Origin of the sequence: Streptomyces liangshanensis (genome assembly GCF_011694815.1) — a bacterium.
Classification (GTDB): Bacteria; Actinomycetota; Actinomycetes; order Streptomycetales; family Streptomycetaceae; genus Streptomyces; species Streptomyces liangshanensis.
On record NZ_CP050177.1, the window covers coordinates 2125917 to 2141174 of the forward strand.

Consider the following 15258-nt stretch of genomic DNA (forward strand, 5'->3'; position numbering starts at 1 on the left):
GGGCACGGAGGGAGCGCCCGGCCGCCGCGCGGCCGGGCGCTCCCCGTCCCACCTGTCCCAGGCGTCTCAGCTGTCGAGCGACGTCATGACGTGCTTGATACGGGTGTAGTCGTCGAAGCCGTACCCGGAGAGGTCCTTGCCGTACCCGGACTGCTTGAAGCCGCCGTGCGGCATCTCGGCGACCAGCGGGATGTGGGTGTTGATCCACACGCAGCCGAAGTCCAGGGCCTTCGACATGCGCATCGCGCGGCCGTGGTCCTTCGTCCACACGGAGGACGCGAGGGCGAAGTCGACGCCGTTCGCGTACTCGACGGCCTGCTCCTCGTCCGTGAAGGACTGGACGGTGATGACGGGGCCGAAGACCTCCTGCTGGACGATCTCGTCGTCCTGCCGGAGCCCGGAGACGACGGTCGCGGCGTAGAAGTACCCCTGGTCACCGACGCGGTGGCCGCCGGCCTGGACCTTGGCGTGCGCGGGCAGCCGCTCGATGAAGCCCGAGACGTGCGCGAGCTGGTTCGCGTTGTTGAGCGGCCCGTAGAGCACGTCCTCGTCGTCCGCCGCGCCCGTCTTGGTGTCGGCGGCGGCCTTGGCGAGGGCCGTCACGAACTCGTCGTGGATCGACTCGTGGACGAGGACCCGGCAAGCGGCCGTACAGTCCTGTCCCGCGTTGAAGTACCCCGCCACCGCGATGTCCTCGACGGCCTTCGCGATGTCGACGTCCTCGAACACGACGACCGGCGCCTTGCCGCCCAGCTCCAGGTGGACGCGCTTGACGTCCTTGGCCGCCGACGCGGCGACCTGGGCGCCGGCCCGTACCGAACCGGTGATGGACGCCATCGCGGGCGTCGGGTGCTCGACCATCAGCCGCCCGGTGTCCCGGTCGCCGCACAGGACGTTGAAGACGCCCTGGGGGACGATCGCGCCGATGATCTCGGCGAGGAGGAGCGTCGAGGCGGGGGTGGTGTCGGACGGCTTGAGGACCACCGTGTTGCCGGCCGCGAGCGCGGGCGCGAACTTCCACACGGCCATCATCATCGGGTAGTTCCAGGGCGCGACCTGGGCGCAGACGCCGAGCGGCTCGCGCCGTACGAACGAGGTCAGCCCCTCCATGTACTCGCCGGCCGAGCGGCCTTCGAGCATCCGGGCGGCCCCCGCGAAGAAGCGGATCTGGTCCACCATGGGCGGGATCTCTTCGGTACGGGTCATTTCCAGCGGCTTGCCGGTGTTCTCCGACTCGGTCGCGATCAGCTCCTCCGCCCGCTCCTCGACGGCGTCCGCGATCCTGAGCAGGACCTTCTGGCGCTCGGCGGGCGTGGCGTCGCGCCAGGCCGGGAAGGCGGCCGCGGCGGCCTCCATGGCGGCGTCGACGTCGGCCTGACCCGAGAGCGGCGACGTGGCGTACACCTGGCCCGTGGCCGGGTCGACCACGTCGATCGTCCGCCCGTCGGCGGCGTCCCGGAACTCCCCGTTGATGTAGTTACGCAGACGGCGCGGTTCGGTGGTCACTGCCACCCTCCTGTCAGGTGTCCGGTGTCCGGTGGGTGAGACACCCAGCCTAATGGCTCGGTCGACGCTTTCGACAGGCCCGGCCCCCACGAACTTCGGATTCGGTTCCCCAGAGGTCCCGTAACAACGAATTTCATCGCTACAGGGTTGCGGGACGGTCGAGTCGCAGTGCACAGTGAGCTGCGTGGCCAGTCGCAGCGCAGATCCCAGACCGGAGTCCAGGAGCGGGAACGGATCCTCCCCCTCCATCGATGCCGTGTCCCTCGCCATCATCGAACAGCTCCAGGAGGACGGCCGGCGCTCCTACGCGGCGATCGGCAAGGCCGTCGGGCTCTCCGAGGCGGCCGTGCGCCAGCGGGTGCAGAAGCTGCTCGACCAGGGCGTGATGCAGATCGTCGCCGTCACCGACCCGCTCACCGTCGGCTTCCGGCGCCAGGCGATGGTCGGCATCAACGTCGAGGGCGACATGGACGCCGTGGCCGACGCGCTGGCGGCGATGGACGAGTGCGAGTACGTGGTGATGACCGCGGGCTCCTTCGACCTGATGGTGGAGATCGTCTGCGAGGACGACGAACACCTGCTGGAAGTGATCAACAAAAGGATCCGCGCGCTCCCCGGCGTGCGCTCCACCGAGAGCTTCATCTACCTCAAGTTGAAGAAGCAGACCTACATGTGGGGAACCCGATAGTCGTGAGCCAGGACCTCTCCAAGACCGCGTACGACCACCTGTGGATGCACTTCACCCGCATGTCGTCGTACAAAGACGCACCCGTGCCCACCATCGTGCGTGGCGAGGGCACCTACATCTACGACGACACGGGCAAGCGCTACCTCGACGGCCTCTCCGGCCTGTTCGTGGTCAACGCCGGCCACGGCCGTCACGAACTGGCCGAGACCGCCTACAAGCAGGCGCAGGAGCTGGCCTTCTTCCCGATCTGGTCGTACGCCCACCCCAACGCGGTCGAGCTGGCCGAGCGGCTGGCCCACTACGCGCCCGGCGACCTCAACAAGGTCTTCTTCACCACGGGCGGCGGTGAGGCCGTCGAGACCGCCTGGAAGCTCGCCAAGCAGTACTTCAAACTGACCGGCAAGCCGACCAAGTACAAGGTCATCTCCCGCGCGGTGGCCTACCACGGCACCCCGCAGGGCGCCCTCTCCATCACCGGACTGCCCTCGCTCAAGGCGCCCTTCGAGCCGCTGGTCCCCGGCGCGCACAAGGTCGTCAACACCAACATCTACCGCGCCCCCATATTCGGGGACGACCCCGAGGCGTACGGGCGCTGGTGCGCCGACCAGATCGAGCAGGAGATCCTCTTCGAGGGCCCCGACACGGTCGCGGCGGTCTTCCTGGAGCCGGTGCAGAACGCGGGCGGCTGCTTCCCGCCGCCGCCCGGGTACTTCCGGCGGGTCCGCGAGATCTGCGACCAGTACGACGTGCTGCTCGTCTCCGACGAGGTCATCTGCGCGTTCGGCCGGCTCGGCACGATGTTCGCGTGCGACAAGTTCGACTACGTACCGGACATGATCACCTGCGCGAAGGGCATGACGTCGGGCTACTCCCCGATCGGCGCGTGCATCATCTCCGACCGCCTCGCCGAGCCGTTCTACGAGGGGGACAACACCTTCCTGCACGGCTACACCTTCGGCGGCCACCCGGTCTCGGCCGCGGTGGGCCTCGCCAACCTCGACATCTTCGAGCGCGAGGGCCTCAACCAGCACGTCCTGGACAACGAGGGCGCGTTCTTCGACACCCTCAAGAAGCTCCACGACCTGCCGATCGTCGGCGACGTCCGCGGCAACGGGTTCTTCTACGGCATCGAGCTGGTGAAGGACAAGGCGACGAAGGAGACGTTCACCGACGAGGAGACCGAGCGGGTCCTGTACGGGTTCCTCTCCAAGGAGCTGTTCGACCGCGGCCTGTACTGCCGCGCGGACGACCGGGGGGACCCGGTGGTCCAGCTGGCCCCGCCGCTGATCTCCGACCAGGCGACCTTCGACGAGATCGAGGGGATCCTGCGGTCGGTCCTGACGGAGGCGTGGACGAAGCTCTGACCGCCGGAGCGCTGATCACCTGATCGTATCGACGGCCCGGGTGCCCCCTTTCGAGTGAGAAGGGTGGCATCCGGGCCGTGTGCTGTGCGCGCACCCGGCCCGGGTTACCTACCGTGCCGAGAGACCGATCCGACCGAGGTGGAGGTGTGCGCCATGGTGGCCCCGCCGGACAACGACGTGCTCTGGGCTCGTTCCCTGCACTACTCCCACAACGGCTCGCCCGCCCTCACCGGTGTCTCGCTGGGCGTGCGCGAGGGCGACATCCTCGCCGTGAACGGCCCGCGCGGCAGCGGCAAGTCGACGCTGCTGCGCTGCCTGTCCGGCCAACTGGTGCCGGACCAGGGCGAGGTGTGGTTCAACAGCTCGCCCGTCCACACCATGAACGCGGTGCTGCGCGAACGCCTGCGCCGCGACCGTTTCAGCTGGATCGACCCGGAGCCGTGCCTCGTCCCCGAGCTGAGCGCCTGGGAGAACGCCGCGCTGCCGCTGCTGATGCGGGGCGCCGGGCACCGCGCGTCCAAGACCGCCGCCATGGAGTGGCTGGAGCGCCTCGACATCGGCGCGTGCGCCCGTAAGCGCCCGCACGCCCTGCTCCAGAGCCAGCGCCAGCGGGTCGCCGTCGCCCGGGCCCTGGTCACCAAGCCGTCCGTGCTCTTCGCCGACGAACCGACCGCGCCCCTGCACCAGGCCGACCGGGCCCAGGTGCTCCGTACCCTGACCACCGCCGCCCGCTCGCACCGCATCACCGTGGTGCTGGCGACGCTGGACCCGGAGGTGGCGACCCTCGCCGACCGTACGGTCTCGCTGCTCGACGGCCGCCGGGTGGGCTCCCTCCAGCCGTCCGAGGCGGAAGGCCAGGACGCGTGCTCTCTCTCCGTCTGACCCGCGGCACCCACCCGCTGGTCCTGCTGCGCCGGCTGCTGGTCGCCGCGGCATCCGCCGGGGTCGGATTCCTGCTGCTGTGCACCCTCGGCTGGGCGCTCGGCCACCCGGCCGGGTCGTACCTGCGGCTGCTGTGGTGCCTGGTGCCGCTGGCCGCCACCGTCCAGTTCGCGGTGGCGGTCGCCAGGACCGACCCGAGCACCCGGCCGCGCCGCGGACTGTCCGCGGTCGGCCTCGGCCCGGCCCGCCTCACGATGCTCGCCGTCGTGTCGACGGCCGTGGCCACCACCCTCGGCAGCGCGGTGGCGCTGCTGGTCTTCCTGCACCTGCGCGGCGACCTGACGGGCATGCCGTTCGACGGCGACGCGGCCGACCTGCTCTCCGCGGACCGGCCGCTGCCGATGGGCGCGGCGCTGACCCTGCTCGCGGCGGCGCCGGTTCTGGCGACGCTCGCCGCGGGCTTCGCGCTGCGCCCGCGCCCCACCGCCCCCGTGGCCGAGCGCTCCGAGGCCGGTACGGGTGCCGGGGCGGGTACCGGTACGGCGGAGGCCGGCGAGGCGAAGCCGCGGCGGCCGGACGCGTTCGCCCCGTCGTCCGCGCCGAGCGGGCTGCCGTGGGGGGTCGCGCTCACGGCGGCGGGCCTCGCGGTGGAGACGTACGCGAGCCGGAACGGCAACGCCGGCGCGCTGCCCCTGCCCGGCCGCTTCGACAGCGGCTCGGCGGGCGTGCTGGCCGGCTGGGCCCTGACCGCGGTCGGCCTCGCGCTGGCCGGCCCCGGCATCACCCACCTGTGCGGCTGGCTGCTCCAGACCCTGCGCCCCGGCGCGGTCCGGCTGCTGGCGGGGCGCACGCTGATGAGCGAGGCGAGGCGCATCGGGCGTCCGCTGGGCGTGCTGTGCGCGGTGATCTCCGGCGCGTTCGCGGCGGCGAGTCTGTACGGGCCCGGCGACGAACGGCCCTTCGGCCCGCTGACCGGGCTGGGCGCGGGGCTGGTCATCGGCTGCACGGCGGCGTCCCTGCTGACGGCGGCGCTGGAGTCGCGTCAGGCGCGGGCGACCACGACGGAGGAGCTGGTACGGCTGGGCGCCCCGGCGGCGATGCTCCGCACGGCGGCGGCGGTACGGGCGGCCACCCTGGTCGCCGTGTTCGTCCCGCTGACCTGGGCGGTCGCGTCGCTGGCCGCGGTGCCGCTGACGGCCTGAGGCTTCCGCGGGGCGAACGGCCGCGCGGTCGGTGCCGAGGACACCGGTGATCGGCCGTCGCGAGGCGGACACGGGAATCTTCGTGGCGGGCGGGGGCCGGTGGGCGCGGGCGGGGTGCGCTGGGCGCGGGCGGGGCGGACGGTGAAGAGGACCGGCCGCTATCGTGACGCCATGGTGAATGGCGATGACCTCCAACCGCAGCCGACGGACCGGGAGATAGAGACCCTCGACGAGTTCGACCTCAGGATCGTCGAAACCGGCGGGAAGCTCGACGGCTTCCGCCTCCAGTCCGTGGACCTGACCAGCCGTACGGACACCCTGATCGCCACCGACACCTCCGGCGCCGTGTTCCTCGGCTGCCCCATGGAGACCGACGCGCTGGCCAAGGTCCGCGCCGACGGGGCCCTGGTGTTCCCGCCCGTACCGAACCTGCCCTTCGACCCGTACCGGGGCCTCCTGTACTCCCCCGACCAGCTCTTCGACGGGCTCGCGGACCACGGGTACGACGCCACGCCGGACGCCCGGGCCTACGCGTGGTTCCAGCGCACCCGGTCGGACGGCGACGTGTTCGCCTCCATGCTGCGCTCGGTGCACGACGACGCGATCTCGGACGCCCTCGACGAACTGCTCGTCGGGGCGCGGGTGGTGGGTGTGATGGGCGGCCACGCGATGGCCCGCGGCACGGACGCGTACGCGGGGGCGGCGCGCCTCGGCCGCGCGCTGACCCGTACCGGGCTGACCGTCGCGACCGGGGGCGGGCCGGGCGCGATGGAGGCCGCGAACCTCGGCGCGTACGCCGCGCCCCACCCCGACGACATGCTGGACGAGGCGCTCGAACTCCTCGCCGAGACGCCGTCGTTCGTGCCCTCCGTCTCCGACTGGGCGCAGGCCGCCTTCGACGTGCGGGCGCGGTGGCCGAAGGGCGACGAGTCGGTGGGGGTCCCGACGTGGTTCTACGGCCACGAGCCGCCGAACGCGTTCGCCGCGCACATCGCGAAGTACTTCGCCAACGCGACCCGCGAGGACGGGTTGCTGGCGCGGTGCAACGCGGGCGTGATCTTCCTGCCGGGCGCGGCGGGGACGGTCCAGGAGATCTTCGACAACGCGACCCCGAACTACTACGAGTCGCGGGGCGAGCCGACGCCGATGGTGCTGGTGGACCGGGAGCACTGGACGGAGACGCTGCCGACGTGGCCGCTGCTCTCGTCGCTGGCGCGACGGAGACCGATGGAGGCTCGGATAGCACTGGTCGACTCGGTAGACGACGCCCCGGCAGCGCTGGCCGCCCTGTAAAGCCCGGCCCCGGCGCGGGTCACCGCTTTGTCCTCAATCGCCGGACGGGCTTGGGGGCCGGTGGGCCGCGCGGGTCACTGATTGTCCTCAATCGCCGGACGGGCTTGATGGTGCCCACTGCGGGCCGGTGGTCCCGGTGCGGCTTGTCGCCGGGGGCCGGGCCCAAACAGCCCGGCCCCGGCATTTCAAGCCCGTCCGGCGTTTGAGGACGTCTTTGACCCGCAGGGGCAACGGGCCCGAGCCCCCTCAAGCCCGTCCGGCGTTTGAGGACGAAGCCCGCGAGCGCGGCGCTCAGCGCGACGGCGGAAGCACCACCACCTCGTCCTCCGCGAACGTCACCCCCACCACCTCCCCCTCCCGAGGCGCACCCCCCACCTCGCACTCCGCCTCCAACAAAGCCTCCCCCGCGCGGAGCGACACCCCCACCCGGCTCCCCCGGAACGTCCTCGCGGCGACAACACAACGCAACGCACCCGGCTCCCCGGACCCCGCGGACACCCGCACCCCGCCCGGCCGCACCAACAACGTCACCGCCCCCTGCGACGACCCCGCCGGCACCGGCACCCTCCCCCACGGCGTATCCGCGACGGACCCGGCGACCGTCGCCGGGACCACGTTCTCGAAGCCGAGGAAGCGCGCCACGAAGGCGGAGGCCGGCCGCTGCCACACCTCCAACGGCGTCCCGCTCTGCGCCACCCGCCCGTCCCGCATCACCACCACCCGGTCCGCGAGCGCGAACGCCTCGCCCTGGTCGTGCGTGACGGCCAGCACCGTCGTCCCCAACCGCCCGAAGAGGCCGCGCAGTTCGGCGACGAGCCGCTCCCGCAGGCTCCGGTCGAGCTGGCCCAGCGGCTCGTCGAGCATCAGCAGCCGGGGACGAGGCGCGAGCGCCCGCGCCAGCGCCACCCGCTGCTGCTCACCGCCCGAGAGCGCGGAGACGGCACGGCGCCCGGCCCCGGGCAGCCCGACGAGGTCGAGCAACTCCTCGACACGACGCGCCTGTTCGTCCCGCGAAACCCCCCGCATCCGCAGCCCGAAGGCGACGTTCCCGCCGACGTCACGCTGCGGGAACAGCTGGTGGTCCTGGAACATCAGCCCCACCCCCCGCCGGTGCACCGGCACCCCCGCCTGGTCCGCGCCGTCGAGCAGCACCCGTCCCCCGGAGAGCTCCTGGAGCCCGGCCACCACCCGCAGCAGCGTCGACTTGCCGCTCCCGCTCGGCCCCAGCACACACACGATCTCGTGCTCGGCGACCTCCAGGTCGACCGCGTCGAGCGCCGTCCTCGGGGCCTTGCGGTCGCCGAACCGTACCGTCACCCCCGCGAGACTGAGCAGCGTCATCAGAATTCTCCCGAGCGGTCGGTACGGATACGTTCGAGCACGAGCAGCGACACCGCGCACACCACCATCAGCACGGTGCTCAAGGCCATCGCCTGCCCGTAGTTGAGCTCCCCGGGCCGGCCCAGCAGCCGCGCCACGGCCACCGGCAGCGTCGGCCGGTCGGGCCGCGCGATGAAGACCGTCGCGCCGAACTCGCCGAGCGAGACCGCGAAGGCGAACCCGGCCGCGACGAGCAATGCCCGCCGTACCAAGGGGAGATCGACCTCGCGCCAGGCCCGCAGCGGCGACGCGCCGAGCACCGCCGCCGCCTCGCGCAGCCGTCCGTCCACCGCCCGGAGCACGGGGAGCATGGTGCGTACGACAAAGGGCACCCCGACCAGCGCCTGGGCGAGCGGCACCAGGATCCAGGAGGCCCGCAGGTCCAGCGGCGGCTTGTCGAGGGTGATCAGGAAGCCGAAGCCGACGGTCACCGCCGAGACGCCCAGCGGCAGCATCAGCAGGGCGTCGAACCCGCGCACGAGCCGCCCCGCCCGCCGGGTCAGCGCCGCGGCGGCCGACCCGCCCACGGCCAGGGCGATGGCCGTGGCGACCACCGCGTACTCCAGCGAGGTCCGCACCGCGTCCAGCGGCGGGACCAGGAAGGTACCGCTCGTCCCCACGGAGGTGAGCGCCCGGTAGAAGGTGAGGCCGTACCCGCCGGGGCCGTCGAAGGAGCGCTCGACCAGCACCCCGAGCGGCAGCAGGATCAGGAGGAGCACCACCGTGAGGACAACGCCGAGCAGCGTCCACTGTCCCGGCCCCTTCGGGCGGCGCGCCGTCAGCGCGGGGTCGACCAGGCGCAGCGCGGTCTCCCGCCGCCGTACGGTCCAGGCGTGCAGCGCCAGGATCGCGCCGACGGCGGCGAACTGCACGAGGGTCAGCACGGCGGCGGTCGGCAGGTCGAGCAGTTGCGCGGTCTGCCGGTAGATCTCCACCTCCAGCGTGGAGTAGGCGGGACCGCCCAGGATCTGGACGACGCCGAAGGAGGTGAAGGTGAAGAGGAAGACCATGAGGGCGGCGGCCGCGACGGCGGGGCCGAGGGCGGGCAGCGTCACCCGCCACCAGGCGGCGAGGCGGCTCGCGCCGAGGACCCGGGCGGCTTCCTCCTGGCGCGGGTCGAGCTGTGACCACAGGCCGCCGACGGTCCGTACGACCACCGCGTAGTTGAAGAAGACGTGCGCGAGGAGGATCGCCCAGACCGTCGTGTCCAGGCGCACACCCCACAGTTCGTCGAGGAGTCCGCCGCGTCCGAGGAGGGCGAGGAAGGCGGTGCCGACGACGACGGTGGGCAGGACGAACGGCACGGTGACGACGGCCCGGAGCAGGTGTCTGCCGGGGAAGTCGAAGCGGGCGAAGACGTACGCGCCGGGCAGGGCGACGACGAGGGTGAGCGCCGTGGAGGCGAGGGCCTGCCAGGTGGTGAACCAGAGGACGTCGAGGATGTCGGGGCGGCTCAGTACGTCCCCGACGCGGCCGAACTGCCAGACGCCGTCGCTCCGCAGCCCGCGGCCGACGATCGCGGTCACGGGGTACGCGAAGAAGACCGCGAAGAACAGGACGGGCACGGCCATGAGGCCGAGCCGTACGGCGTGTGCCCGTACGGCCCGGCGGTCCGGCTCGCGGACTACTTCACTACGAGTGAGGTCCACGTCTGGATCCACTGCTCCCGGTTGGCGGCGATCTTGTCGGGCGCCACCGTCTCCGGCTGGTCGACGGTCGCGCCGAACTCGGTGAACAGCGGCGGCAGGGGTACGGACGCGACCACGGGGTTCACGAACATGTTCAGCGGCATGTCCGCCTGGAACCGGTCGCTGATCAGGAAGTCCAGCAGCGCCTTGCCGCCGGCCTCGTTCTTGGCCCCGCCGAGCAGGCCGGCGAACTCGATCTGCCGGAAGCAGGTGCCGGTGGCGACGCCGGTGGGCGCGACCTTGGGCTGGGGCTCGGAGTACAGGACTTCGGCGGGCGGGCTGGAGGCGTACGAGACGACGAGCGGGCGGTCGCCGTGCGCCTTCCTGCCGCCGGAGGAACCGGAGAAGTTCTCGTTGTAGGCCTGCTCCCAGCTGTCGACCACCTGGACGCCGTTGGCCTTGAGCTTCTTCCAGTAGTCCTGCCAGCCGGAGTCGCCGGAGTGCGCGACCGTACCGAGCAGGAAGCCGAGGCCGGGCGAGGACGTGGCGACGTTCTCGGTGACGAGGAGGTTCTTGTACTGGGGCTTGACCAGGTCGTCGAAGGTCTGCGGCGGGGCGAGCTTCTTGTCCGCGAAGTATTTCTTGTCGTAGTTGACGCAGATGTCGCCGGTGTCGATCGGGGTGACCCGGTTCTTCGCCGCGTCGAGCTGGGAGTCGGCGCTGACCCGGTCGAGGCCCTTCGCCTTGTACGGGGTGAACAGGCCGTTGTCGAGGGCGCGGGAGAGCAGGGTGTTGTCCACGCCGAAGAAGACGTCACCCTGCGGGGAGCCCTTGGTGAGGATCTCCTTGTTGAGCGCCTCGCCGGCGTCGCCGCTCTTGAGCACCTTGACGGTGTAGCCCGTCTCCTTGGTGAACGCCTTGAGCACGGCGGGAGAGGCGTTGAACGAGTCGTGGCTGACGAGCGTGACGGTCTTCGACTTCGTCCCGCTCCCGCCGCTGCCCGACGATGCCGGGCTGTCGGACCCGCCGCACGCGGCGAGGGTCGACACCCCGAGCGCGGCGACGAGCGCGAGGCCTGCTGCTGTTCTGGCGTGCTTGTTGCCCACTGGTTTTCCTCCTGGGAACTCCAGGAGAAGACGCGGCCCTGCCCGGCGCCCGCCCGCGACGGACGCGGGCCGGGCGCCGGGCAGGGCGCAACAGCTTGAGTGATGTCCGAACTTCCTACCCAGAATGACCTGGGCAAGGTTCAGAGGGTCTGCGACCGGTGTCCGCTCGTGGAGCGGGATCCGTATCGCACTCTCAGCGCTGTGGCGCTCCCCTGTCGGAATATGTGTCGTACGGGAAATCTGTTGTTCAGAGCCAGATTACACAGATTCGCCTCAGCGTTCGGAAGCGGCCAGCTGCCCGCACGCTCCGTCGATCTCCTGGCCCCGGGTGTCGCGTACGGTCACCGGCACGCCGTGGCGCGCGATCGCCTCGACGAACGCCTTCTCGTCCTCGGGGCGCGAGGCCGTCCACTTCGAGCCCGGGGTCGGGTTGAGGGGGATCAGGTTGACGTGAACCCGCTTGCCCTTGAGCAGCCGGCCCAGCCGGTCGCCCCGCCACGCCTGGTCGTTGATGTCCCGGATCATGGCGTACTCGATGGAGATCCGGCGGCCGGACTTCGCCGCGTACTCCCATGCGGCGTCGAGCACCTCCGGCACCTTCCAGCGGGTGTTGACCGGTACGAGGGTGTCGCGCAGCTCGTCGTCGGGCGCGTGGAGCGACACCGCGAGGCGGCACTTGAAGCCCTCGTCGGCGAACCGCAGCATCGCCGGGACCAGGCCGACCGTCGAGACGGTGATCCCGCGCTGCGAGATGCCGAGGCCGTCGGGCTCGGGGTCGGTGAGCCGGCGGATCGCGCCGATGACCCGGTTGTAGTTGGCGAGCGGCTCGCCCATGCCCATGAAGACGATGTTGGAAAGCCGTGCGGGACCGCCGGGCACCTCGCCGTCGCGCAGGGCGCGCATGCCGTCGACGATCTGGTGCACGATCTCGGCGGTCGACAGGTTGCGGTCGAGGCCGGCCTGGCCGGTGGCGCAGAACGGGCAGTTCATCCCGCACCCGGCCTGGGACGAGATGCACATGGTGACCCGGTCCGGGTAGCGCATGAGGACGGACTCGACCAGCGTGCCGTCGTGGAGGCGCCACAGGGTCTTGCGGGTGGTGTCGTCGTCGCAGGAGATGTGCCGTACGACGGACATCAGGTCGGGCAGCAGCTCCGACGCGAGCTTCTGCCGCGCCCCGGCGGGGATGTCGGTCCACTGCTCGGGGTCGTGCGCGTAGCGGGCGAAGTAGTGCTGGGAGAGCTGCTTGGCGCGGAACGGCTTCTCGCCGATGGCCGCGACGGCGTCACGGCGCTCGGCGGGCGTGAGGTCGGCGAGGTGCCGCGGCGGCTTCTTGGCTCCGCGGGGCGCGACGAAAGTGAGTTCTCCGGGGGTCGGCGGGGCCATGAACGCAAGTCTCCTCGGTGCGGCGAGGCCCGATCCCCGGTGCCACGGGGAAGAGCGGCACCACGTTGCCGGTGCCGGGAGACCTCACGGGATCAGCCCCGCGCGGGCGCGGGGACCAAAAGGGCTCGCCACCGGTGAGTGGCGAGCCCTTCAAGAGTACCGGTGCGGTTCACCCCGAGCCGACGAAGATCACCAACAGCAGCCAGACCACCGGCGCGGTGGGCAGCAGCGAGTCGAGCCGGTCCATGATGCCGCCGTGGCCGGGCAGCAGCGTCCCCATGTCCTTGATGCCCAGATCGCGCTTGATCATGGATTCGCCCAGGTCACCGAGGGTGGCGCTGGCGGCGACCGCGATGCCGAGCAGCAGGCCCTGCCACCAGACGCCGTCGTTGATCAGGAACTGCATGCAGAGCGCGCCCGCGACCATCGCGAAGACGACCGCGCCGAGCAGCCCTTCCCTGGTCTTGCCGGGGCTGATGCGCGGCGCGAGCTTGTGGGTGCCGAAGCGCCAGCCGACGGCGTACGCGCCGGTGTCGCTGACCACCGTCAGCAGCAGGAACATCAGCACGCGCCGGGCGCCGTCGTCGGCGGTGAGCATCAGCGCGACGAAGGTGGCCAGGAACGGTACGTAGAACGCGGCGAACACACCGGCCGTGACGTCCCGCAGATACCCCTCGGGCTGCTCGGTCATCCGCCACACCAGGACGGCGAGGGCCGTCAGGGCCATGGCGACCCAGGCGCCCTCGACCCCGCGCACGTATCCGGCGACGACCATCGCGGCGCCACCGACGGCCAGCGGTACGAGCGGGGCCTTGATGCCCTTCTTCTCGTCGAGGCGGGAGGTCAGCTCCCACAGCCCGACCACGACGGCGACCGCGACGACCCCGACGAAGGCCGCCTTCACGATGAAGAGCGAGGCCACGACCACCACACCGAGCCCGACGCCGACCCCTATGGCGGCGCGCAGGTCACGGCCCGCCCGCTTCTTCTGCGGGGGTGGCGGGGGCGCGGGCATGGGCTCCTGGGCGATCTCGTCGCGGAACACGGGGCCGCCCGCCCGGGCCGCCCCCCGGTCGTCGTCCTGGCCCCCGCCGCGGGCGGGTCCGTCGGGCACGATGGGCATGGGCCGAGTCTGCTGTGCGGCAGGCTCATCGTAGGCGGGACCCGCCGGGCCGGCCCCCTGGTCGGGCTGTCCCCAGAGGTCGGCGGTCGGCGGGGAACCCCAGGAAGAGTCGTTCATCAGACTTCGAGCAGCTCGGCTTCCTTGTGCTTGAGCAGCTCGTCCACCTGTGCCACGTACTTCGCGGTGGTGTCGTCGAGCTCCTTCTCGGCGCGGCGGCCCTCGTCCTCGCCGACCTCGCCGTCCTTGACCAGCTTGTCGATGGTCTCCTTGGCCTTGCGGCGGACCGCGCGGATCGAGATCTTCGAGTCCTCGGCCTTGGACTTCGCGACCTTGATGAACTCCTTGCGGCGGTCCTGGGTCAGCTCCGGGAACACCACCCGGATGATGTTGCCGTCGTTGCTCGGGTTGACCCCGAGGTCGGAGTCGCGGATCGCCTGCTCGATGTTGCGCAGCGCGCTCTTGTCGAACGGGGCCACCACGGCCATCCGCGGTTCGGGCACCGAGAACGACGCCAGCTGGTTGATCGGCGTCGCCGCCCCGTAGTAGTCCGCCACGATCTTGTTGAACATCGCCGGGTGCGCCCGCCCTGTGCGGATCGCGGCGAAGTCGTCTTTGGCGACCAGGACGGCCTTCTCCATCTTCTCCTCGGCCTCGAGGAGGGTCTCTTCGATCACCACTTGCTCCTGCGTGTCTTGAGTGGGCCGGGCCTGCTACCGGTCCTGGCGGATCCTGCGTCGCGTCCTGCCCTGCACGGTGTCCGACCGTCAGGGCTTTGTCCATCCCCGTGCGGGGCCGTACGGATCAAGTGTCCCGCGGTGTGTCCCGCGCGACTCAGCTCCGGGTGCCCTGGTCGCTCACGAGCGTGCCGATCTTCTCACCCTTGACCGCGCGCGCGATATTGCCCTCGGTCAGCAATTCGAAGACGAGAATCGGCAGCTTGTTGTCCTGGCACAGCGTGATCGCGGTCATGTCGGCGACCCGCAGGTCGCGGGCGATGACCTCGCTGTACTCCAGCGCGTCGAACTTGACCGCGCCCGGGTGGGTCTTGGGGTCGGAGTCGTAGACCCCGTCCACACCGTTCTTGCCCATCAGCAGCGCCTCGGCGTCGATCTCCAGGGCGCGCTGGGCGGCGGTGGTGTCGGTGGAGAAGTACGGCATGCCCATGCCCGCGCCGAAGATGACGACGCGGCCCTTCTCCAGGTGCCGTACGGCGCGCAGCGGGATGTACGGCTCCGCGACCTGGCCCATCGTGATGGCCGTCTGGACGCGGGAGTCGATGCCCTCCTTCTCCAGGAAGTCCTGGAGGGCCAGGCAGTTCATGACCGTACCGAGCATGCCCATGTAGTCGGAGCGCGCCCGGTCCATGCCGCGCTGCTGGAGTTCGGCGCCGCGGAAGAAGTTGCCGCCGCCGAGGACGATGGCGATCTGGGCGCCGTCCCGTACGACGGCCGCGATCTCACGGGCGATGGCGTGTACGACGTCGGGGTCGACGCCGAGCCCTCCCCCGCCGGCGAACGCCTCACCGGACAGCTTCAGCATGAAGCGGCCGGCGCCCTTGGCCGGGTCGCTGCGACCCACGGTGTTGTCCTTGCCGTCGGCAGACTGGGTGGCGTCCGCGCCCTTGTTCATGGGGATCTCCTCGTGCACATACGACGAAGGCCATTGCCGGTGGGTGTGTGTCCCGTGCGGCAATGGCCTCC

At 71.3% G+C, this 15258-nt stretch carries 13 protein-coding genes; 5 read left to right on the plus strand and 8 right to left on the minus strand.

The window, feature by feature from the left end; all coding sequences use genetic code 11:
* Positions 1-66: 66 nt before the first annotated feature.
* Positions 67-1506, minus strand: a complete 1440-nt coding sequence (locus HA039_RS08915; RefSeq protein ID WP_167026391.1) for a gamma-aminobutyraldehyde dehydrogenase — start codon at positions 1504-1506, stop codon at positions 67-69.
* Between the two features lie 184 nt (positions 1507-1690).
* Here HA039_RS08915 and HA039_RS08920 point away from each other — a divergent pair, with 184 nt between their 5' ends.
* The 5 genes from HA039_RS08920 to HA039_RS08940 all read left to right on the plus strand — a co-directional run bounded on the left by HA039_RS08920 (position 1691) and on the right by HA039_RS08940 (position 6935).
* Complete coding sequence (locus HA039_RS08920; protein ID WP_167026394.1) at positions 1691-2194, plus strand: Lrp/AsnC family transcriptional regulator; 504 nt, start codon at positions 1691-1693, stop codon at positions 2192-2194.
* Positions 2179-3558, plus strand: coding sequence for an aspartate aminotransferase family protein (locus tag HA039_RS08925; RefSeq protein ID WP_167026397.1), 1380 nt, complete (start codon positions 2179-2181; stop codon positions 3556-3558). The genes HA039_RS08920 and HA039_RS08925 overlap by 16 nt, the downstream gene beginning before the upstream one ends.
* 153 nt (positions 3559-3711) lie before the next feature.
* Entirely contained in the window at positions 3712-4440 is a 729-nt protein-coding gene (locus HA039_RS08930) for an ABC transporter ATP-binding protein (RefSeq protein WP_167026400.1), read from the plus strand.
* A complete protein-coding gene (locus tag HA039_RS08935; RefSeq protein ID WP_167026403.1) occupies positions 4422-5642 on the plus strand; it encodes a hypothetical protein in 1221 nt (406 codons plus the stop codon). The genes HA039_RS08930 and HA039_RS08935 overlap by 19 nt, the downstream gene beginning before the upstream one ends.
* 171 nt (positions 5643-5813) lie before the next feature.
* Positions 5814-6935: an LOG family protein gene (locus HA039_RS08940; RefSeq protein WP_167026405.1), complete on the plus strand. Its 1122-nt coding sequence runs from the start codon at positions 5814-5816 to the stop codon at positions 6933-6935.
* A 291-nt stretch (positions 6936-7226) separates the two neighbouring features.
* Here HA039_RS08940 and HA039_RS08945 read toward each other — a convergent pair whose 3' ends face one another.
* From HA039_RS08945 to pyrH, 7 genes are all read right to left on the minus strand, one after another.
* The gene (locus tag HA039_RS08945; RefSeq protein ID WP_425086322.1) at positions 7227-8276 is read right to left on the minus strand and encodes an ABC transporter ATP-binding protein; all 1050 of its coding nucleotides are present in this window, start codon (positions 8274-8276) and stop codon (positions 7227-7229) included.
* Complete coding sequence (locus tag HA039_RS08950) at positions 8276-9886, minus strand: ABC transporter permease (protein WP_167036451.1); 1611 nt, start codon at positions 9884-9886, stop codon at positions 8276-8278. Before HA039_RS08950 ends, HA039_RS08945 begins: the two co-directional genes overlap by 1 nt.
* A gap of 53 nt (positions 9887-9939) precedes the next feature.
* Positions 9940-11049: a thiamine ABC transporter substrate-binding protein gene (locus HA039_RS08955; RefSeq protein ID WP_167026408.1), complete on the minus strand. Its 1110-nt coding sequence runs from the start codon at positions 11047-11049 to the stop codon at positions 9940-9942.
* A gap of 273 nt (positions 11050-11322) precedes the next feature.
* Positions 11323-12435, minus strand: coding sequence for a dual-specificity RNA methyltransferase RlmN (rlmN, locus tag HA039_RS08960; protein ID WP_167026411.1), 1113 nt, complete (start codon positions 12433-12435; stop codon positions 11323-11325).
* Positions 12436-12604: 169 nt separating this feature from the next.
* On the minus strand, positions 12605-13675 hold the full coding sequence (locus tag HA039_RS08965; protein ID WP_167026415.1) for a phosphatidate cytidylyltransferase: 1071 nt from the start codon (positions 13673-13675) through the stop codon (positions 12605-12607).
* Positions 13675-14232, minus strand: coding sequence for a ribosome recycling factor (gene frr, locus HA039_RS08970; RefSeq protein WP_167026418.1), 558 nt, complete (start codon positions 14230-14232; stop codon positions 13675-13677). The genes HA039_RS08965 and frr overlap by 1 nt, the downstream gene beginning before the upstream one ends.
* 157 nt (positions 14233-14389) lie before the next feature.
* Positions 14390-15187 carry a UMP kinase gene (pyrH, locus tag HA039_RS08975; RefSeq protein WP_167026421.1) on the minus strand — a complete coding sequence of 266 codons (798 nt, stop codon included), beginning with the start codon at positions 15185-15187 and terminating at the stop codon, positions 14390-14392.
* Positions 15188-15258 lie beyond the last annotated feature (71 nt).